Source organism: Pseudomonas sp. BP8 (genome assembly GCF_017875955.1).
Lineage (GTDB): Bacteria > Pseudomonadota > Gammaproteobacteria > Pseudomonadales > Pseudomonadaceae > Aquipseudomonas.
The window spans coordinates 4,659,254-4,677,221 of sequence record NZ_JAGINK010000001.1 but is presented as its reverse complement, the minus strand read 5'-3'; the positions used below and the strand labels follow the sequence as shown (position 1 = coordinate 4,677,221).

18 protein-coding genes and 1 pseudogene are annotated in these 17,968 nt (G+C 62.2%); 13 read left to right on the top strand and 6 right to left on the bottom strand.

Annotated elements, in window-relative coordinates; translation table 11 throughout:
- Nucleotides 1–4 precede the first annotated feature (4 nt).
- The 4 genes from J3B00_RS20520 to J3B00_RS20505 form a co-directional block, all read right to left on the bottom strand.
- Complete coding sequence (locus J3B00_RS20520) at nucleotides 5–1,891, bottom strand: alkaline phosphatase D family protein (protein ID WP_209871075.1); 1,887 nt, start codon at nucleotides 1,889–1,891, stop codon at nucleotides 5–7.
- A gap of 191 nt (nucleotides 1,892–2,082) precedes the next feature.
- Entirely contained in the window at nucleotides 2,083–3,009 is a 927-nt protein-coding gene (tal, locus tag J3B00_RS20515; protein WP_209871071.1) for a transaldolase, read from the bottom strand.
- Nucleotides 3,010–3,613: 604 nt separating this feature from the next.
- Nucleotides 3,614–4,609, bottom strand: a complete 996-nt coding sequence (dusA, locus tag J3B00_RS20510; protein ID WP_209875053.1) for a tRNA dihydrouridine(20/20a) synthase DusA — start codon at nucleotides 4,607–4,609, stop codon at nucleotides 3,614–3,616.
- Between the two features lie 136 nt (nucleotides 4,610–4,745).
- A complete protein-coding gene (locus J3B00_RS20505; RefSeq protein WP_209871068.1) occupies nucleotides 4,746–5,174 on the bottom strand; it encodes a hypothetical protein in 429 nt (142 codons plus the stop codon).
- A 477-nt stretch (nucleotides 5,175–5,651) separates the two neighbouring features.
- On the opposite strand from J3B00_RS20505, the gene J3B00_RS20500 reads away from it, so the two are divergent.
- From J3B00_RS20500 to J3B00_RS26755, 12 genes and pseudogenes are all read left to right on the top strand, one after another.
- Complete coding sequence (locus J3B00_RS20500; RefSeq protein ID WP_209871065.1) at nucleotides 5,652–5,909, top strand: hypothetical protein; 258 nt, start codon at nucleotides 5,652–5,654, stop codon at nucleotides 5,907–5,909.
- Nucleotides 5,910–6,074: 165 nt separating this feature from the next.
- Nucleotides 6,075–6,362 (top strand): DUF3077 domain-containing protein, encoded by a 288-nt coding sequence (locus J3B00_RS20495; protein ID WP_209871059.1) that lies wholly within the window; start codon nucleotides 6,075–6,077, stop codon nucleotides 6,360–6,362.
- 469 nt (nucleotides 6,363–6,831) lie between these two features.
- Nucleotides 6,832–7,089, top strand: a complete 258-nt coding sequence (locus J3B00_RS20490) for a hypothetical protein (protein WP_209871062.1) — start codon at nucleotides 6,832–6,834, stop codon at nucleotides 7,087–7,089.
- Between the two features lie 172 nt (nucleotides 7,090–7,261).
- Nucleotides 7,262–7,549 (top strand): DUF3077 domain-containing protein, encoded by a 288-nt coding sequence (locus J3B00_RS20485; RefSeq protein ID WP_209871059.1) that lies wholly within the window; start codon nucleotides 7,262–7,264, stop codon nucleotides 7,547–7,549.
- 465 nt (nucleotides 7,550–8,014) lie between these two features.
- The gene (locus J3B00_RS20480) at nucleotides 8,015–8,269 is read left to right on the top strand and encodes a hypothetical protein (protein ID WP_209871057.1); all 255 of its coding nucleotides are present in this window, start codon (nucleotides 8,015–8,017) and stop codon (nucleotides 8,267–8,269) included.
- Between the two features lie 173 nt (nucleotides 8,270–8,442).
- Nucleotides 8,443–8,733 carry a DUF3077 domain-containing protein gene (locus tag J3B00_RS20475; protein ID WP_209871055.1) on the top strand — a complete coding sequence of 97 codons (291 nt, stop codon included), beginning with the start codon at nucleotides 8,443–8,445 and terminating at the stop codon, nucleotides 8,731–8,733.
- Between the two features lie 331 nt (nucleotides 8,734–9,064).
- Entirely contained in the window at nucleotides 9,065–9,550 is a 486-nt protein-coding gene (locus tag J3B00_RS20470; protein WP_209871053.1) for a formate dehydrogenase subunit gamma, read from the top strand.
- Entirely contained in the window at nucleotides 9,544–11,097 is a 1,554-nt protein-coding gene (locus J3B00_RS20465) for a formate dehydrogenase beta subunit (protein WP_209871051.1), read from the top strand. Before J3B00_RS20470 ends, J3B00_RS20465 begins: the two co-directional genes overlap by 7 nt.
- A complete protein-coding gene (gene fdhF / locus J3B00_RS20460) occupies nucleotides 11,094–13,979 on the top strand; it encodes a formate dehydrogenase subunit alpha (protein ID WP_209871046.1) in 2,886 nt (961 codons plus the stop codon). The genes J3B00_RS20465 and fdhF overlap by 4 nt, the downstream gene beginning before the upstream one ends.
- Complete coding sequence (locus J3B00_RS20455) at nucleotides 13,976–14,197, top strand: formate dehydrogenase subunit delta (RefSeq protein ID WP_209871043.1); 222 nt, start codon at nucleotides 13,976–13,978, stop codon at nucleotides 14,195–14,197. The genes fdhF and J3B00_RS20455 overlap by 4 nt, the downstream gene beginning before the upstream one ends.
- 164 nt (nucleotides 14,198–14,361) lie before the next feature.
- Complete coding sequence (locus tag J3B00_RS26760) at nucleotides 14,362–14,529, top strand: YhfG family protein (protein ID WP_310195575.1); 168 nt, start codon at nucleotides 14,362–14,364, stop codon at nucleotides 14,527–14,529.
- Nucleotides 14,530–14,634: pseudogene (locus J3B00_RS26755) on the top strand (cell filamentation protein Fic); the annotation flags it as partial.
- A 34-nt stretch (nucleotides 14,635–14,668) separates the two neighbouring features.
- Here the strand turns inward: J3B00_RS26755 and J3B00_RS20450 are convergent.
- Nucleotides 14,669–15,376: an SOS response-associated peptidase family protein gene (locus J3B00_RS20450; protein ID WP_209871040.1), complete on the bottom strand. Its 708-nt coding sequence runs from the start codon at nucleotides 15,374–15,376 to the stop codon at nucleotides 14,669–14,671.
- A 101-nt stretch (nucleotides 15,377–15,477) separates the two neighbouring features.
- Between J3B00_RS20450 and umuD the strand changes: the two genes are divergently transcribed.
- Entirely contained in the window at nucleotides 15,478–15,909 is a 432-nt protein-coding gene (gene umuD, locus J3B00_RS20445) for a translesion error-prone DNA polymerase V autoproteolytic subunit (RefSeq protein ID WP_209871037.1), read from the top strand.
- A gap of 94 nt (nucleotides 15,910–16,003) precedes the next feature.
- Here umuD and J3B00_RS20440 read toward each other — a convergent pair whose 3' ends face one another.
- Nucleotides 16,004–17,944 carry a methyl-accepting chemotaxis protein gene (locus tag J3B00_RS20440; protein WP_209871033.1) on the bottom strand — a complete coding sequence of 647 codons (1,941 nt, stop codon included), beginning with the start codon at nucleotides 17,942–17,944 and terminating at the stop codon, nucleotides 16,004–16,006.
- Nucleotides 17,945–17,968 lie beyond the last annotated feature (24 nt).

The window sequence follows — 17,968 nt, the reverse complement described above, 5'->3', positions numbered from 1 at the left end:
ACGTCTAATCCCTGACAAACTCATTCGCTGCCGATCCATCCGCATTCAGCTGATAGACCCGCTCCGGCTGCCCCTGCTCATTGAAAAACACCTGCCCCAACCCGGCACTGTTCCACAGCCGCTCACCCGCCTGGCTGCGAGTTGGCGTGCGCGGCACCACTTCCATCAATCGTCGCTTGGTAAACCAGTTGAGCGGCGAGCGCGGTGAGTAGAGCCAGCGGTTGAGTCGGTCGAGCACATCCAGCAGGCGCTTGGGGAACTGGTTCTTGATCCCGCTGCTGGTGATCTGCCACAGGTGCGGGCCGCGCTGACGGTGGCGGATCAGCACCTCGTAGACGAACGAATAGTGCACATCGCCCGACAGCACCACATAGTGCCCCGGTGTGCGCGAGTGGCGGAAGATGTTCAGGATCACCTGCGCCGCGCCGCGATGGGCCATCCAGTTTTCGGCATCCACCAGCAGCGGATAGCCCAGCCAGCTGAACACCCGTTGCACGGTTTCGATCAGCTTTACCCCGAAGATCGGCGCCGGCGATACGATAATCGCCGACGGATGATCGAGCAGGGCCTGTTGCAGCTCGCACAAGGCTTCCCAGTCGAGCAGCCCGGACGGCTTCTTCAGGCTGTTTTCGCTGCGCCAGCGACGGGTGCGGGTATCCAGTACCAGCAGCGGCGGGTTGCTCGGCAGGTTGAACTGCCAGCCCTGGAAGCGCAGCAGCTCGCCAATCAACGCGTCCTGGCTGTCCTTGTGCAGGTGCTGGCCAGCGAGTTGCTCAATGAACGCCTTGCACTGCTCGACCAGCACCTGGCAGCTGTCCGGGTCGTTGCCCCAGCCTTGGCACAGCAGGTAGCCGAGCAGCGCATTGCCAATGATGCGCCGGGAGAACGGATGGCCGTAGGCGGTTTCTTCCCACTGCGCGGAGAGGTTCCAGTCGTCAGTGATGTCGTGGTCGTCGAAGATCATCAGGCACGGCAGGTGCGCCATCACCCGCGCCACCTGGCCGAGGTTGGCGGCAAAGCCCTCGATCAGTGGCAGTTCTTCGCGGTAGCGCGTCTGGCGCTGGTCGGTCAGGCCTGCAGGCATGTCCATGCGCACCAGCGTCCACGGCGTCGGCGACCAGACCAGCAAATACATGGCCATCACTTCGGCGAAGGTCACCAGGTGATTGTCGGCGTTGCTGGAGGAGAAGATCGGTTTGCGCTTGCCGCCGAAAAAGCGCTCGCGCAGGGTCTCATTGCCCTCCTGAGCGGGCAGCAGGTCGGCCCGGTGATAATAGGAGGCCGGGTGGCGGTAGAGCTCAGCGCTGTCGTCGACCAGCGCGCCGTCGAGGCTTTCGTCGTACAGGCCCAGGCGCTCGATGAGGCTATGAATGGCGCGCAGCATGGGGCCTGCGACGTCATCGGCGTAGACCTGATCGCCGCTCATCAGCAGCAGGGCAGGGCGTGCCTCGGCGGTTTCACATGCTTGCAGCAGGCGGTCAGCGCAGAGCAGGCCGTCGGCTGCCGGGTGATGCGGCTTGCGGCACGAGCCATGCAGCAGTTGTTCGATGCGCTCATGCAAGACAAAGCTGGGCCGGTTGGCGCCCTGGTAGAGCAGGTGCGGCGCCCATTGCGCGATACCTTCGCCGTTGGCCAGGCGCAGGTCATAGTCGAGCGCGACGTTGTACGGCAGCGGCGCGTTGAAGTGGATGTCCAGCAGGTGCACGAACGCGTGCCTACCGACAGCAATTACCTGGCAATCGACAGTCGCTTCGATGCCAGGGCTGTCGAGGATGAAGTGAGGATCCAGTGGTTGTGAGCCAACCAGCCAGATTGCCAGGCGCTGAGGTTCCAGGCGACGCAGCACGGGGCCGGCCAGCACATGCGGGAGTAATTCAGGGGAGGGGGTCATCGACAACTCGAATGGGCAGCGGGGGGCAACATCCTATGGCGTCCACATCAGCGTCCTCGCAGGCAAGCTCACCCCGGTAGGCGTGGGCTTGCCCCGCGAATGCGTCGGCGGATTCAACCAATAATCCCGACCTGTGGAAAAAGGCCAAGGATGCTCAGCAATTCCCGCCTGTCAGGCAAATCGGATTTGTATCAGGCTTTTTCCGCGAGCAGCGCTTCCAGTTTCTCTTGGTCACGTGCGAACTGGCGAATGCCCTCGGCCAGCTTCTCGGTGCCCATGGCGTCTTCGTTCATGGCCCAGCGGAACTGGCTCTCGCTCAGTTGCTGTTTCGCCTCGCCGTTGTTGCCCGGGGCGAGCTTGCGCGGCAATTCGCCGTGGTCGTCGCTCAGCTGTTGCAGCAGCTCAGGGCTGATGGTCAGGCGATCACAGCCGGCCAGCTGTTCGATCTGGCCGATATTGCGGAAGCTTGCGCCCATCACCACGGTGTCGTAGCCGTTGGTCTTGTAGTAGTCGTAGATGCGCGAGACCGATTGCACGCCTGGGTCTTCGGCACCGACATAGTCCTTGCCGGTGCTTTTCTTGTACCAGTCGTAGATCCGTCCTACGAACGGCGAGATCAGGAACACCCCAACATCGGCACAAGCCTGGGCCTGGGCAAACGAGAACAGCAGGGTCAGGTTGGTCTGGATGCCTTCCTTCTCCAGCTTCTCGGCGGCACGAATGCCTTCCCAGGTGGAAGCCAGCTTGATCAGCACCCGGTCACGGCCGATGCCGGCGGCATCGTACAGCTCGATCAGCTGGCGGGCCTTGTTCAGTAGCGCCGGTTCATCGAACGACAGACGCGCATCCACCTCAGTGGAGATCCGCCCAGGAATCACCTTGAGAATCCCCGCGCCGACGGCCACCGCGAACTTGTCGCAGGCCAGGTCGACATTGCCCTTGGCGTCGGCCTTGACCTGCTTGAGCAGGTCCGCGTAGCCAGCGATGGCGGCGGCCTTGAGCAGCAGAGACGGGTTGGTGGTGGCATCGACCGGCTTGAGCCGGGTGATGGCGTCCAGGTCCCCGGTGTCGGCGACCACGGTGGTGAACTGTTTGAGTTGTTCCAGCTTGGAAGTCATGGGCGTGCTCTGTCCTGTGCAATGACTCGACATTACCCGAGCCCCGACGGCCGCTCAAGGGCTGTCGGGGTGCTCGGGCACACCCATCGCGAAATGGCGAAAGACCGTGTAAGCGCGGCTTGCCCGCGATGGGCTGCATGGCAGCCCCTGGAGCACTGGCCAAGCCAGGATCCAAGGGCCATCTGTAGGGTGATTGTTCGAGTGTAAACCCTGCTCAGGGTTCCATCGCAATCGCCCAGCCCTCCGCGCCGTTTTATGCCGGCGGGCGCGCCGCCACTCCCAGGCAACTGCAGGTACCTGTAGGAGCGGGCTTGCCCCGCGAACACCGGCAAAGCCGGTGCCATCCAGTACGGTGGTTGGGCCGGCCTCTTCGCGGGGCAAGCCCCAATGCAGGTCAGTTAAGACTAGGTCGCCTGTTTTGGGGCCGCTTTGCGGCCCTTTCGCGACACAAGGCCGCTCCCACAATGTCCCTGCCTGCCCTGTAAATAGCGGCATGCACGATCCGTGTGGGAGCGGCCTTGTGTCGCGAAAGGGCTGCAAAGCAGCCCCCGGCGTCTTAACTGACTGCCATTGGGGCAAGCCCGCTACAGTACAGTGGCAGCTGTCACCGCCCCTGCAACAACTCCGCCGCCTGATCCAGCACCGCCAACGGCGCGTCAGTCTTGTGAATATCCGCCGACAGCAACTGACGGAACCGCCGCGCCCCATTGAAACCCTGACCCAAACCCAGGATATGTCGCGTAATGTGATGCATCGCACCACCGCTTTCCATATGCGCCACGATATACGGCCGCAGCCGCTCCATCGCCTCACTGCGGCTGACCACCGGCGCAGCGCTCCCGAACAGTTGCTGATCGACTTCAGCCAGCACGTAAGGATTGTGATACGCCTCACGGCCCAGCATCACCCCGTCGAACGTTTCCAGGTGCGTGCGGCATTCGTCCAGCGTCTTGATCCCACCGTTGAGCACGATCTCCAGGTCCGGGAAGTCCGCTTTCAGCTGCGCAGCGACGTCATAACGCAGCGGCGGGATCTCACGGTTTTCCTTGGGCGAAAGCCCTTCAAGGATGGCGATCCGCGCATGCACGGTAAAGCTCCGGCAGCCAGCCTCACGCACCTGGCCTACGAAGTCGCACAGCTCGGCATAGCTGTCACGCCCGTTGATGCCAATGCGGTGCTTGACCGTAATCGGCGTCGCCACCGCATCGCGCATCGCCTTGACGCAATCGGCCACCAGCGCCGGGTGGGCCATCAGGCACGCGCCGATCATGTTGTTCTGCACCCGGTCGCTCGGGCAGCCGACGTTGAGGTTGACCTCGTCGTAGCCGGCTTCTTCAGCCAAGCGTGCGCAAGCGGCGAGGTCTGCCGGCACGCTGCCGCCGAGTTGCAGGGCCAGCGGGTGCTCGGAGACGTCGTGGCGCAGGAAACGCTGCGCGTCGTTGTGCAGCAGGGCGCCGGTGGTGACCATTTCGGTGTAGAGCAGGGTGTGCTTGGAGAGCAGGCGCAGGAAGTACCTGCAGTGCCTGTCTGTCCAGTCCATCATGGGGGCTACGGAGAAACGGCGGGACGGCTCTGGGGCGTTTGTTTGCAGTGGCATCAGGGTATCTGGCTGGGGTGAGGCGAGGGCACAGTTTATCAGGAACGCAGCGTTGGTATCACGTGGGGGCGGTCTGGGGTGCTCGGGCGTGATAAGGCCGCTCCCCGAATGCCTTGGTAGCGGCCCGCGCTGCAATGGTCTACGGCAGGGTTGCGTCCAGGTCAAACTTCACGATATTCAGTTCACCATCAATCTTGAAGTAGCCCTTGTTGCGGAACTCGTAGATGGTTTCGCTGGTTTTCAATTTCACGGAACCGCCTGCAACGCTGCGCACAGCGTGAGTGCTTCGCGTAACGAGAAACGGTGTGGCCGTTTTGGTTTTCTGCAGCGCGGCTTCATCGCTGGGTTGAACGTCCATCACGAAGTACCGGTAGATATAAGGAACGGTAGCGCCGCCTGAACCGTACAGAACCTCATAGATGGCGCCGCCCGCACCCACGGGTGTGATTGAAACGATCTGATCCGGGTCTGGTCGGGTGGGGACAGTTGCATAGATGTACAGCGCCTGTCCGAGGCAAATGGCTAACAGAGCCCAAAAGGCCCCCATAATCCCTTTGTGAATTTTCATAGTCGACAGGTGCCTGATCCGCTTCCGGTGAACAGAGACAGTAACGGACAAGCTCTATTCGGACTCCATATAAATGATTTCCATTTTCATTCTTGAGCGGTCTATCCCGCTTCGCTATACCGTTTTATTACGCAGGTCCTACACGGAAGAATCAGATTTTCCTTGTTCCCTGTAGTCCATTTCTGAATCATCCTTTTACCGCCTTTGCGCCATTGCGGTGGTCATTTCTGCGTCCTAGTCTCGCCCAGTCGCTGCCAAATCAGCGGCCGGGCCTGCAAGCCTGAAGATGAGTTTTCCACCTGAGAGTCCCCTGCGTTCAATGCGCCTAGGGTCTTCGTTCAATGGTGGCTACGTGCGGGAGGTCTTCGGATCTGCCGGTTTCTCATCTTCCGGTCTTGCAGACCTGTACGTAGCTGCCACCCATCAAATGCAAGTGGTGTCGTGGTGGTCCATTGAAATTCAAGATGAGATCACACCATGTTCAAGATCGTCCCCGATCCACCTCATTCCAAGCATTCTCCTCAATCCCTTGAGGACACATTGGTCCAAGCCTCGGAGTACACCCTCTGTGCCTTGACCGTCGCTCATCAGTCCATGCTGCTACTGGCCAAGTCGCCGGGCTCGATCATGCTGCTGTCGGTCATGCACGAGTTGGAGTCAGTGCGTGCGTTGGTGGCGTCGGCGTTGGCGCAGGTTCAGCTTCGGGATCAGCCTGAGATGCATACGCTGCATTGATGGGTTTTCATCTTGAGGTGTTTGTGCGGGCCCTGGGGGCTGCTACGCAGCCCATCGCAGGACAAGCCAGCTCCTACAGGGGGGCGTCGGTTTCAAGATCGGCGCTGCACCTGTGGGGCTGGCCTTGCTAAGAGGCTCGGCAATACAAAAACACGAGGATTGACCATGGACAACGAACCGCCAGTAGTCATTGGCAGACTTGGCTGGACCGTCGGCTCGGCATCCTGCCTGGACGGTGTTATCGAAGGTAAACGACTGTTTCGGGTAGAGGCGGGTAACTGCTGCGACCATGCTCTTGAGCAAGCATCAGTCCTGCTCGACAGCGCCCGCCGCGCGTCCTTCATTGGCGTCATGGAAAACGACCCGGTGCTGGTTTGGGCCTCCCACTTTCTTAGCGAAATGGCCAAGGCACTCATGGATGATGCGCACATGGGCATGCTCAATAAAGACTGAGTCGAGTTAGCCAGGCACGCCAACCTGAACCTAAGTACTGCAGGTTGGCGCTCAACTGATAACAAATCTACCCGGGTTATCAGCTCTGTGGACGATGCAGCGTGATCTGAAAAAGCCGGACGTCCTACACGGAAGAATCAGATTTTCCTTGTTCCCTGTAGTCCATTTCTGAATCATCCTTTTACCGCCTTTGCGCCATTGCGGTGGTCATTTCTGCGTCCTAGTCTCGCCCAGTCGCTGCCAAATCAGCGGCCGGGCCTGCAAGCCTGAGAGCGAAATTGATCCACTGCCAAGTCGTGAGCATTTCATCTGTGCTGACGAATGTGTTCTATGGCGGCTGCGTACGGGAGGTCTTCGGGCCTGCCGGTTTTCTCTTTTGCGCCGGTCTTGCAGACCCGTACGTGGCTGCCACCCCATCCATTGCAAGGGTGGGAGGGTGGTTGAATCCAATGCAAAAGAGGTTTCAACAATGCGTAAGCTCGTTCCTGATCCACCCCATTTCAATCTTCCGTCTCAATCCCTTGAAGACACTCTGGTCCAAGCCTCGGAGTACACCCTCTGCGCCTTGACCGTCGCTCATCAGTCCATGCTGCTACTGGCCAAGTCGCCGGGCTCGATCGTGCTGCTGTCGGTGATGCACGAATTGGAGTCGATTCGCGCGTTGGTCGCGTCGGCGTTGGCGCAGGTGCAACTGCGGGATCAGCCTGAGATGCATACGCTGCATTGATGGGTTTTAATTTTGACGGATGAGGTGTTTGTGCGGGCCCTGGGGGCTGCTGCGCAGCCCATCGCAGGACAAGCCAGCTCCTACAGGGGGGCGTCGGTTTCAAGATCGGCGCTGTACCTGTGGGGTTGGCCTTGCTAAGAGGCTCGGCAATACAAAAACACGAGGATTGACTATGGACAACGAACCGCCAGTAGTCATTGGCAGACTTGGCTGGACCGTCGGCTCGGCATCCTGCCTGGACGGTGTTATCGAAGGTAAACGACTGTTTCGGGTAGAGGCGGGTAACTGCTGCGACCATGCTCTTGAGCAAGCATCAGTCCTGCTCGACAGCGCCCGCCGCGCGTCCTTCATTGGCGTTATGGAAAACGACCCGGTGCTGGTTTGGGCCTCCCACTTTCTTAGCGAAATGGCCAAGGCACTCATGGATGATGCGCACATGGGCATGCTCAATAAAGACTGAGTCGAGTTAGCCAGGCACGCCAACCTGAACCTAAGTACTGCAGGTTGGCGCTCAACTGATAACAAATCTACCCGGGTTATCAGCTCTGTGGACGATGCAGCGTGATCTGAAAAAGCCGGACGTCCTACACGAAAGAATCAGATTTTCCCTGTTCCCTGTAGTCCATTTCTGAATCATCCTTTTACCGCCTTTGCGCCATTGCGGTGGTCTTCTCCGGCTCATAGTCTCGACCAGTCGCTGCCAAATCAGCGACCGGGCATGCAAACCCGAGCTAAAGAAGATTCCATTCAAGTGGTCGGCAGGTATTTATGCTGTCGTCGTCGCTTCATGGTGGCTACGTGCGGGAGGTCTTCGGACCTGCCGGGTTTTCTTCTTCTGCCCCGGTTTTGCAGCCTGTACGTAGCCGCCACCCATCCTCTGCAAAGGATGGCTCGGCGGTTTTTGCTAACGCAGGAGAAGTCGATAATGCTCAAGATCGTTCCAGATCCGCCTCATGCCATTCCCCCGCAATCCCTTGAGGACACTCTGGTCCAAGCCTCGGAGTACACCCTCTGCGCCTTGACTGTCGCTCATCAGTCCATGCTGCTACTGGCCAAGTCGCCGGGCTCGATCATGCTGCTGTCGGTGATGCACGAGTTGGAGTCGATTCGCGCGTTGGTCGCGTCGGCGTTGGCGCAGGTGCAACGGCGGGATCAGCCTGAAATGCATACGCTGCATTGATGGGTTTTCATTTTGAGGGATGAGGTGTTTGTGCGGGCCCTGGGGGCTGCTGCGCAGCCCATCGCAGGACAAGCCAGCTCCTACAGGGGGTGCGTCGGTTTCAAGATCGGCGCTGTACCTGTGGGGCTGGCCTTGCTAAGAGGCTCGGCAATACAAAAACACGAGGATTGACTATGGACAACGAACCGCCAGTAGTCATTGGCAGACTTGGCTGGACCGTCGGCTCGGCATCCTGCCTGGACGGTGTTATCGAAGGTAAACGACTGTTTCGGGTAGAGGCGGGTAACTGCTGCGACCATGCATTGGAGCAAGCATCAGTCCTGCTCGACAGCGCCCGCCGCGCGTCCTTCATTGGCGTTATGGAAAACGACCCGGTGCTGGTTTGGGCCTCCCACTTCCTCAGCGAAATGGCCAAGGCTCTCATGGACGATGCGCACATGGGCATGCTCAATAAGGACGAATGAGCTAGAACGAGCTGCTCAAGTCCGTCATTGCTCGGATCCAGGCGGATTGCAGGCACGCGACCCTCCGGGCATCTGAAGACGGGCCCTACTGATCGCTGCAGCCGACCCTCCGTCGGTTTCAGACTGTGCCTGGTCGTTCGCACGCATCCCCCCGCCGCCAGGAGTGCCATGCTGTCAGGATGCCCCTGACGCCAGTGCACGCAGATGCACGGCCATGGGCAAGGAGGTGCCCGGCGCCACGTGACCGTGACGTGGCCGGTGCGCCACAGCCGAAGACGCCGGACGTTCGTCTGCCCGCGTGCAGCGAGGTCCGTATGCCGAGGTCCGCTGTATGCCTGATGAGACGCTTGACCTGCCCGTGATCCAGCGTGTTCTGGAGCACCACCGCAACACGCCCGGCGCCCTGTTGCCGATTCTTCATGCGATCCAGGCCGGCGCCGGGTATATCCCCGATGCCGCCGTGCCCGAGATCGCCCATGCCCTCAACCTCAGCCAGGCCGAGGTGCGCGGGGTGATCAGTTTCTATCACGATTTTCGCAGTACGCCGCCGGCGCGGCATACCCTGCGCCTGTGCCGGGCCGAGTCCTGCCAGAGCCGCGGCGCCGAGGCGCTGGCCGCGCAGTTGCGTGAGCAATTGGGGCTAGATGACCACGGCACCAGCGCCGATGGCGCGGTCAGCCTGCGTCCGGTCTATTGCCTGGGCGCCTGTGCCTGTTCACCGGCGCTTGAACTCGATGGCCAGGTACACGCGCGGCTCACCCCCGAGCGCCTGCGGGCGCTGGTCGACGGTTGCCTGCAGGAGGTGAAGCCATGCTGAAGCTGTTCATCCCCTGCGATTCAGTCGCCCGCGCGGTGGGCGCCGATCAGTTGGCCCAGGCGCTGACCGCCGAGGCCGCGCAGCGGCAACTGCCGCTGCACATCCAGCGCACCAGCTCTCGCGGCCTGTACTGGCTGGAACCCTTGGTCGAGCTGGACACTGGCGAGGGCCGTCTGGGCTTCGGCCCGGTGAGCCTCGAAGACGTGCCGAGCCTGCTCGATGCGCTGACGGCAGATCCTGCCCAGCATCCGCTGGCGCTGGGCCAGGTCGAGCAGATCGCCTATCTCAAGTCGCAGCAGCGGCTGTTGTTTGCCCGCGCCGGCATCACCCGACCGCTGTCGCTGGATGACTACCGCAGCCATGGCGGTTTCGACGGCCTGGCCAAGGCGGCCTTGATGGACGCTGGCGAGGTGGTCGCCGCGGTGCTCGACTCCGGCCTGCGTGGGCGCGGTGGCGCGGCGTTTCCGGCCGGGATCAAGTGGCGGACCGTGCGTGACGCTCCAGCCGGCCAGAAGTACGTGGTATGCAACGCCGACGAGGGCGACTCCGGTACCTTTGCCGATCGCATGTTGATGGAGGGCGATCCGTTCCTGCTGATCGAAGGCATGATCATCGCCGGCCTCGCGGTAGGGGCGAGTAAAGGCTACATCTACGTGCGCTCGGAGTACCCCGATGCGGTGCGGGTGCTGAACGAGGCTGTGCTGCTGGCGCGCGAGGCGGGCTACCTGGATGTCACCGGCAGCGGCGTGGCGTTCGACCTCGAAGTACGGGTGGGCGCTGGCGCCTATATCTGTGGCGAGGAGACCGCGCTGCTCGAATCGCTCGAAGGCAAGCGCGGCATCGTCCGCGCCAAGCCGCCGCTGCCCGCGCTGCAAGGTTTGTTCGGCCAGCCGACCCTGGTGCACAACGTGCTGACCCTGGCCTCGGTGCCGATCATCCTGGCCAAGGGGGCGCCGTTCTATCGTGATTTCGGCATGGGCCGTTCGCTCGGCACCTTGCCGTTTCAGCTGGCCGGCAACGTGCGTTACGCCGGGCTGGTCGAGCGTGCCTTCGGCCTGACCTTGCGCGAGCTGGTCGAAGGCTACGGCGGCGGCACTGCCAGCGGTCGGCCGTTGAAGGCAGCGCAGGTCGGTGGGCCGTTGGGCGCGTGGGTCCCGCCGTCGCAGTTCGACACGCCGCTGGACTACGAGGCCTTTGCCGCCGTGGGCGCGATGATCGGCCACGGCGGTGTGGTGGTGGCCGACGACAGCCTGAACATGGCTGGCATGGCCCGTTTTGCCTTGCAGTTCTGCGCAGAGGAATCCTGTGGCAAATGCACGCCGTGCAGGATCGGTTCGACCCGTGGGGTGGAGGTGGTCGAGCGCTTGATCGCCAGCACCGACCCGGCCTACCGCGAAGACCAGGCCAATCTGCTGCGCGACCTCTGCGACACGATGCAATACGGCTCGCTGTGCGCCATGGGCGGGATGACCGCGTATCCGGTAGCCAGCGCCCTCAAGCACTTCCCTGCCGACTTCGGTCTGGCCAGCCCGGAGGCTGCCCAATGATCAACTACTTCGACCCTTCCAGTGATATCGACCTGGGCACCCCGGCCCGCGACAGTGCGCTGCAGGTCAGTGTCAACATCGACGGCCGTGCGATCAGCGTGCCGGCCGGCACTTCGGTCATGCGTGCGGCGGCACTGCTCGGCACCAATATCCCCAAACTCTGCGCCACCGACAGCCTTGAAGCGTTTGGCTCGTGCCGGATGTGCATGGTCGAGGTCGAGGGCATGCGCGGCTACCCGGCCTCGTGCACCACGCCGGTCAGCGAGGGCATGGTGGTGCGTACCCAGACTCCGCGTCTGGCCGACCTGCGCCGCAACGTCATGGAGCTGTACATCTCTGATCACCCGCTGGACTGCCTGACCTGTTCGGCCAACGGCAACTGCGAGTTGCAGACGGTCGCCGGCCAGGTGGGCCTGCGCGAGGTGCGTTATGGCTATGACGGTGCCAACCATCTGGCCGAGGCCAAGGACGTTTCCAACCCGTATTTCGACTACGAGCCGAGCAAGTGCATCGTCTGCAGCCGCTGCGTGCGCGCCTGCGAAGACATCCAGGGCACGTTTGCCCTGACCATCACCGGGCGTGGCTTCGAGTCACGTGTTGCCGCGGCGGGCGGCGACGACTTCCTCAGTTCTGAATGCGTGTCGTGCGGCGCCTGTGTACAGGCCTGCCCGACGGCGACCCTGACCGAGAAGAGCCTGGTGCAGATCGGCCAGCCCGAGCGCGCGGTGATCACCACCTGCGCCTACTGCGGCGTCGGCTGTTCGTTCCGCGCCGAGATGAAGGGCGAGCAGTTGGTGCGCATGGTGCCGGACAAGAACGGCGGCGCCAACCATGGCCATGCCTGCGTCAAGGGCCGTTTCGCCTGGGGCTACGCGACCCATCCGGATCGCATCACCACGCCGATGATCCGCAAGCACATCGATGACCCCTGGCAGGAGGTCAGCTGGGACGAGGCGGTCACCTACGCGGCCAGTGAGCTGCGGCGCATTCAGCTCAAGTACGGGCGTGATTCGATTGGCGGTATCACCTCAAGCCGCTGCACCAACGAAGAAGCCTACCTGGTGCAGAAACTGGTGCGTACGGCGTTCGGCAACAACAACGTCGACACCTGCGCGCGGGTCTGCCATTCGCCGACTGGTTATGGCCTCAAGCAAACCTTGGGCGAATCTGCCGGGACCCAGAGTTTCGATTCGGTGATGCAGGCTGACGTGATCCTGGTGATCGGCGCCAACCCGACCGACGCCCACCCGGTGTTTGGCTCGCAGCTCAAGCGGCGCTTGCGCGAGGGCGCGCGGCTGATCGTCATCGACCCCCGGCGCATCGACCTGGTCGACTCGCCGCATGCCCGCGCCGAGCTGCACCTGCAATTGCGCCCCGGCACCAACGTGGCCATGCTCAATGCCCTGGCGCATGTCATCGTCAGCGAAGGCCTGCTTGCTCAAGCCTTTGTCGATGCCCGCTGCGAAGGCGCGGATTTCGCCCGCTGGCGCGACTTCGTCAGCCTCGCGGAGAATGCCCCGGAGGTACTCGGTCCGGTGTGCGGCGTGCCCGCCGAGCAAATCCGCGCGGCCGCTCGGCTGTACGCCAGCGGTGGCAACGCGGCGATCTACTACGGCCTGGGTGTCACCGAGCACAGCCAGGGCAGCACTGCGGTGATGGGCATCGCCAACCTGGCCATGGCCACCGGCAACATTGGCCGCGAAGGGGTCGGGGTGAACCCGCTGCGTGGGCAGAACAACGTGCAGGGCTCGTGCGACATGGGCTCGTTCCCGCATGAGTTGCCCGGTTATCGGCACATCTCCAACGACAGCGTGCGTGCCGAGTTCGAGCAGGCCTGGGGCGTGACCTTGCAGCCTGACCCAGGCCTGCGCATCCCCAACATGTTCGAGGCGGCCCTGGATGGCAGCTTCAAGGCGCTCTACTGCCAGGGCGAGGACATCGCCCAGAGCGACCCCAATACCCAGCACATCACCGCGGCCCTGCGCGCCATGGAGTGCGTGGTGGTGCAGGATATCTTCCTCAACGAGACGGCCAAGTTCGCCCATGTGTTCTTGCCGGGCAGCTCGTTCCTTGAGAAGGACGGCACCTTTACCAACGCCGAGCGGCGCATCTCGCGGGTGCGCAAGGTCATGGCGCCGCTGGCGGGCAAGGCCGACTGGGAGGCTACCGTGGCCCTGGCCAATGCCTTGGGTTACCCGATGAACTACCGTCATCCGTCGCAGATCATGGATGAAATCGCCCGCCTGACGCCGAGCTTCCACCGCGTCAGCTACAGCGAACTCGACCGCCACGGCAGCCTGCAATGGCCCTGCAATGACGCCGCGCCCGACGGCACCCCGACCATGCACATCGACCAGTTTGTGCGGGGCAAGGGGCGCTTCATGTTGACCGGCTACGTGCCCACCGACGAGAAGGTCAACAGCCGCTATCCGCTGCTGCTGACCACCGGGCGGATCCTCAGTCAGTACAACGTCGGCGCCCAGACCCGGCGCACGGAAAACGTCGCCTGGCATGCCCAGGACCGCCTGGAGATTCACCCTAGTGATGCCGAAAGCCGCGGGATCGTCGACGGCGACTGGGTCGGGATCGGCAGCCGTGCCGGGCAGACCGTGCTGCGTGCCCAGGTCAGTGCGCGGGTGGCCCCAGGGGTGGTCTACACCACGTTCCACTTCCCTGAGTCGGGCGCCAACGTGATCACCACCGACAACTCCGACTGGGCCACCAACTGCCCTGAGTACAAGGTCACGGCGGTGGAAGTGGTGCGCGTGTCGCAGCCGTCGCAGTGGCAGCAGCGTTACCAGGCATTCAGCGATGAACAGCGCCGCTTGCTCAAGGAACGACGCAACAGCGAGCAGCCGGAGACCGCCGAGGTGCGCCGATGAGTACTGAAAGCCTGGTCAAGATGGCCAACCAGATTGCTCATTATTTCGACAGCGAGCCGGACCGCGCGCTAGCGGTGCAGGGCGTCAAACAGCATCTGCAGAGCTTCTGGGCCCCGGCCATGCGCCGGCAGCTGGTCGAGTGGATGCAGGCGCATCCGGACGGGGAGGTGGATGGCTTGGTGCGGGAGGCGTTGACGGGATCGGGGGTGGTGGGTTAGTGGTTCTTCATGCCTTGTCTGGTCTCTGCAGGGGCGGTGTTGGGGTGTTTCGCCTCACCCGCGCAGGACTGGTGCTGACACACAAAGGCCGTTTGAATGGTGACGCATGTGACTCACGCATTCGCTATAATCAGCACTCGACTAACGGTAGGAGGCATTCCCCGGTGAAAGGGATCAGCTTGGAGGCCAAGAAAGCTTATTGCGCCAAGACCCGTCGCTCCAATTACGTGGCCAGCTTGCGGCTTGAGGGCTATGACGTCACGCCTGGCTCGGCTGAACGTGAGCTGCCATCCCGAGAAGCGCTTCTGCGGGCGTACCGCAAAAAGGTCTGATTGTTGGATAAATATGGAGTCGGACAAGACGCTTACTGTTATCCAGGCACTTCTATCCTTAAGAATCTTCTGGGTATCGAGAACGACGAACAGCTTTTTGAAGCCAGAGCGCCCCTCACTCTGATCTGCTCGTTTCCGGTCAAAACAACGTCTCCTGTGCGGCCTCCAGCACAATCAGCTCCGCGCCTTCATTACGCACATTGCCCACCGCCTTGCTCACCGCAAACCACTCGAAGGCCTCCACCGGCAGGCACTGCTCGCGTGCCAGTTGCTCGGCGGCCTCGGCCGGCAGGGTCGGGTCAAGCCAGGCGCGGGCGTGCTCCGGCGCCAGCACCAAGGGGCGGCGATCGTGGATATCCACCATCCCCTGGTCGCTGGCCGCGGTAATGATCACAAAGCCATCGCCTTCGTTCGGCTCCAGCGCCGGTTTCACCTGGGCCAACGCCGCCATGAACATCGGTGCCTGGCTCTTCAGGCGAATGAAATACGGCTGCTTGCGCTTGGGCTCTTGCGGGTCCGTGACCCACTCGTACCAGCCATCGGCCATTACCAGTGCGCGTCCTTGCGGCCACAGCGCCTGGAAAAACTTGCCGGTGGTCACTGTCTCGACCCGCGCATTGATCGGTGCCGGGCGTTTGCCGGTCGCCCAGAATGGCGCCCAACCCCAATGGCAGGGGTCGATGCGCAGGCCGTTCTCGGCGTTGTGCAGGATCAGCACGCGGCTGCCGGGCGCGACGTTGTAGCGCCCGATCGGCAGGTTGTCGTAGCCGCTGATCACATCCTGTTCGGCGTCCAGCTCACGCAGGTAGTCGGCCAGGCCTTGGTACTGGACGAAGCGTCCGCACATTGCATGTCTCCCACTTGTCGAAATTCTCTACGCCGAAATTGACCGCATGGCCGGCGTCCGATTAACTGTATATACATACAGTTTAATTGCAAGGCTGGCTCATGACGTCGATTCTCGGTCCGATCGCTTCAGGGAGCAGTGCGCTCCCGCGTTATCTGTTCCGTGTACCGGCGGGCTTTCCGTCGCCTGCGGCCGACCACATGGAACAACCTATCTCGCTGGATGAGCTGTTCAATCTGCGCGCGCCGCACATGTATCTGGTCAGGATAGACGGCGACAGCATGCAGGGCGCGGGGATCTTCGACGGTGACCTGGTGCTGGTCGATCGCTCGCTCGAGGCCCAGCACGGGCATATCGTCATTGCCGCGGTGAATGGCGAGCCCTTGTGCAAGCGGCTGCACAAGGTAGGGCGGCAGGTTGCATTGCGCTCGGAGAACCCGCGGTTCGCACCACGTTACATCATGGAGGGAGACGAGTTATTGATCTGGGGGGTGGTGACCTTCAGCGTGCGCAGTCATGACCCCAAAGGGTAGGGCGGCGCAGCGGCTGCCTGCTGATCACCCTGTGGGAGCGGCCTTGTGTCGCGAATGGGGCGCACAGCGCCCCCGGCGACAGTTCAGGCACGCCTCAGGACTTGAACCGCCCCACCAGCCCATTCAGCTCCTGGGACAATTGCGCCAGCCGCCCGGAATCTTCCTGCGCAGAATTCGCCAGCCCTTCGACCAGGCGCGCCTCATCGTAGATCTGCTGGATATGCCGGTTGATCTCTTCAGCGACGCTGTGCTGCTCTTCCGCCGCCGCCGAGATCTGCAGGTTCTGGTCGCGGATCTCGTTGACCGACAACTGGATGCCTTCAAAGCTGTCGCGGGCATTCTCGATCGACGACACGCTGGCGCGCGACAGGTCTAAGCAGCTCTCCATCTTCTGCGACACCTCCTGGGTCTTGCTGCCCAAGGTGTTGAGCAGTTGATCGATCTCGCCGGTCGAGTCGGCGGTGCGCTTGGCCAGCGCCCGCACTTCATCGGCAACCACGGCAAAGCCTCGGCCTTGATCGCCCGCGCGTGCCGCCTCGATCGCCGCGTTCAGCGCCAGCAGGTTGGTCTGCTCGGCAATCGCGCGAATGGTGCCCAGGATCTGGTTGATGCTGCGGCTGCCCTGTTCCAGTTCAACCATGGCCTGGGACGACTCGCTCAGGCGACTGCCCAGGCGGTTGACGTTGTCGGTGGTCACTTCGATCTGCTGCTTGCCCTCGGCCACGCGGCGATGGCCGTTTTCTGCTGCGTCGGCTGCGCTGCTGCAGGAGCGGGCCACTTCGTTGGCAGTCGCAACCATCTCGTTGAACGCGGTCGACACCAGTTCGACCGCTTCACGCTGGCGCCCGGCCGCTTCGTTCATGTTGCTGGCCACTTCGCTGTTGACCCGCGAGGCATCCTGCAGATTGCTCGAGGCCGCGCCAATGCGCTGGATCAGTTGGCGGATCGCGGCGAGGAACTTGTTGAACCAACCTGCCAGCTCGGCGGTTTCATCCTTGCCCTGTACGTCAAGGTCGCGGCGCAGATCGCCTTCGCCCTCGGCGATCGACTGCAGGCCGGTGCTGACCTGGCCGATGGGTTTGACGATTACCTTGGAAAACGCTGCCGCAACCAGGCCGAAGACAATCGCCAGCAGGGTGACGATGATGGCGGTGAGGTAGGTCATGCGGGTGGCCGCGCCCATCACCTCGTTTTGCTCGATCAGGCCGATGAAGCGCCAGCCCAGGCCCGGCGAGGTCCACACGTTGGCCATGTAGCTGACCCCGTCGATCTCCACTTCGGTCGAGCCCTGCGCGGTGGCGGCCAGTTGCGCATAGGGCGCGCCGAGGTCCTTGAGCTGCTTGAAGCTGTGGCTGGCATCGCGCGGGTCGACCAGCACGGTGCCGTCTTCGACCAGCATCACGTAACCACTTTCGCCCAGCTTGATGCTCTTGATCAGTTCAGTGAGGTTTTTCAGCGACACGCTGACGACGAACACACCTCTGGCCTTGCCCGTTTCATCGAGCAGCGCGCGGGCGGTACCGACCAGGGCTACGTCATCCTTGTCGTAGTAGTAGGCCGCCGTGCGCACGGTCTTCTCCGGGCTGGCCATGGCGGCTTTGTACCACGGGCGCGAACGCGGGTCGTAGTTGGCCAGTTGCGGGTCGTCTGGCCATTTTGCATAGCTGCCGTCTTCAAGGCCAATCGACAGGATCGCCGCCGCTGGATGCGTCGCGCCATATCGAGCGAACGCATCAATCACCTGTTGCGCGGCGGCCGGCATGGGCTGACTGGCAGCATCGGTACTTAAGTAGTGTTTTAATGTTTTAACTGAGTTGTATACAGGATCGGCGGACATTTGATCGACGTTCTGCGAAGTGCCATCAAAGAACTGCCGCATATTGCCGTCTATCTGGCGGATTTCCCGGGTACTGCCATCCACAAACTGGTCGACGGCATCGGCGCGGATATTCAATACCGATATCACGCCAACCAGGCTTACCGGGATAAATGCCACGAGGACGAAGGCCAGTATCAATTTGTTTTTTATTTTCATCGTCACGCTCATCCCTGTCCGAAA

What these genes read in the sequence shown, in the direction of transcription:
- J3B00_RS20480 (WP_209871057.1), top strand. Translation starts at nt 8,015, where the DNA reads ATGCTCAAGATCGTTCCAGATCCGCCTCATGCCATTCCCCCGCAATCC.
- J3B00_RS20455 (WP_209871043.1), top strand. Translation starts at nt 13,976, where the DNA reads ATGAGTACTGAAAGCCTGGTCAAGATGGCCAACCAGATTGCTCATTAT.
- J3B00_RS20490 (WP_209871062.1), top strand. Translation starts at nt 6,832, where the DNA reads ATGCGTAAGCTCGTTCCTGATCCACCCCATTTCAATCTTCCGTCTCAA.
- umuD (WP_209871037.1), top strand. Translation starts at nt 15,478, where the DNA reads ATGACGTCGATTCTCGGTCCGATCGCTTCAGGGAGCAGTGCGCTCCCG.
- J3B00_RS20470 (WP_209871053.1), top strand. Translation starts at nt 9,065, where the DNA reads ATGCCTGATGAGACGCTTGACCTGCCCGTGATCCAGCGTGTTCTGGAG.
- fdhF (WP_209871046.1), top strand. Translation starts at nt 11,094, where the DNA reads ATGATCAACTACTTCGACCCTTCCAGTGATATCGACCTGGGCACCCCG.
- J3B00_RS20475 (WP_209871055.1), top strand. Translation starts at nt 8,443, where the DNA reads ATGGACAACGAACCGCCAGTAGTCATTGGCAGACTTGGCTGGACCGTC.
- J3B00_RS20495 (WP_209871059.1), top strand. Translation starts at nt 6,075, where the DNA reads ATGGACAACGAACCGCCAGTAGTCATTGGCAGACTTGGCTGGACCGTC.
- J3B00_RS20505 (WP_209871068.1), bottom strand. Translation starts at nt 5,174, where the DNA reads ATGAAAATTCACAAAGGGATTATGGGGGCCTTTTGGGCTCTGTTAGCC.
- J3B00_RS20485 (WP_209871059.1), top strand. Translation starts at nt 7,262, where the DNA reads ATGGACAACGAACCGCCAGTAGTCATTGGCAGACTTGGCTGGACCGTC.
- tal (WP_209871071.1), bottom strand. Translation starts at nt 3,009, where the DNA reads ATGACTTCCAAGCTGGAACAACTCAAACAGTTCACCACCGTGGTCGCC.
- J3B00_RS20520 (WP_209871075.1), bottom strand. Translation starts at nt 1,891, where the DNA reads ATGACCCCCTCCCCTGAATTACTCCCGCATGTGCTGGCCGGCCCCGTG.
- J3B00_RS20450 (WP_209871040.1), bottom strand. Translation starts at nt 15,376, where the DNA reads ATGTGCGGACGCTTCGTCCAGTACCAAGGCCTGGCCGACTACCTGCGT.
- J3B00_RS20500 (WP_209871065.1), top strand. Translation starts at nt 5,652, where the DNA reads ATGTTCAAGATCGTCCCCGATCCACCTCATTCCAAGCATTCTCCTCAA.
- J3B00_RS20465 (WP_209871051.1), top strand. Translation starts at nt 9,544, where the DNA reads ATGCTGAAGCTGTTCATCCCCTGCGATTCAGTCGCCCGCGCGGTGGGC.
- J3B00_RS20440 (WP_209871033.1), bottom strand. Translation starts at nt 17,944, where the DNA reads ATGAAAATAAAAAACAAATTGATACTGGCCTTCGTCCTCGTGGCATTT.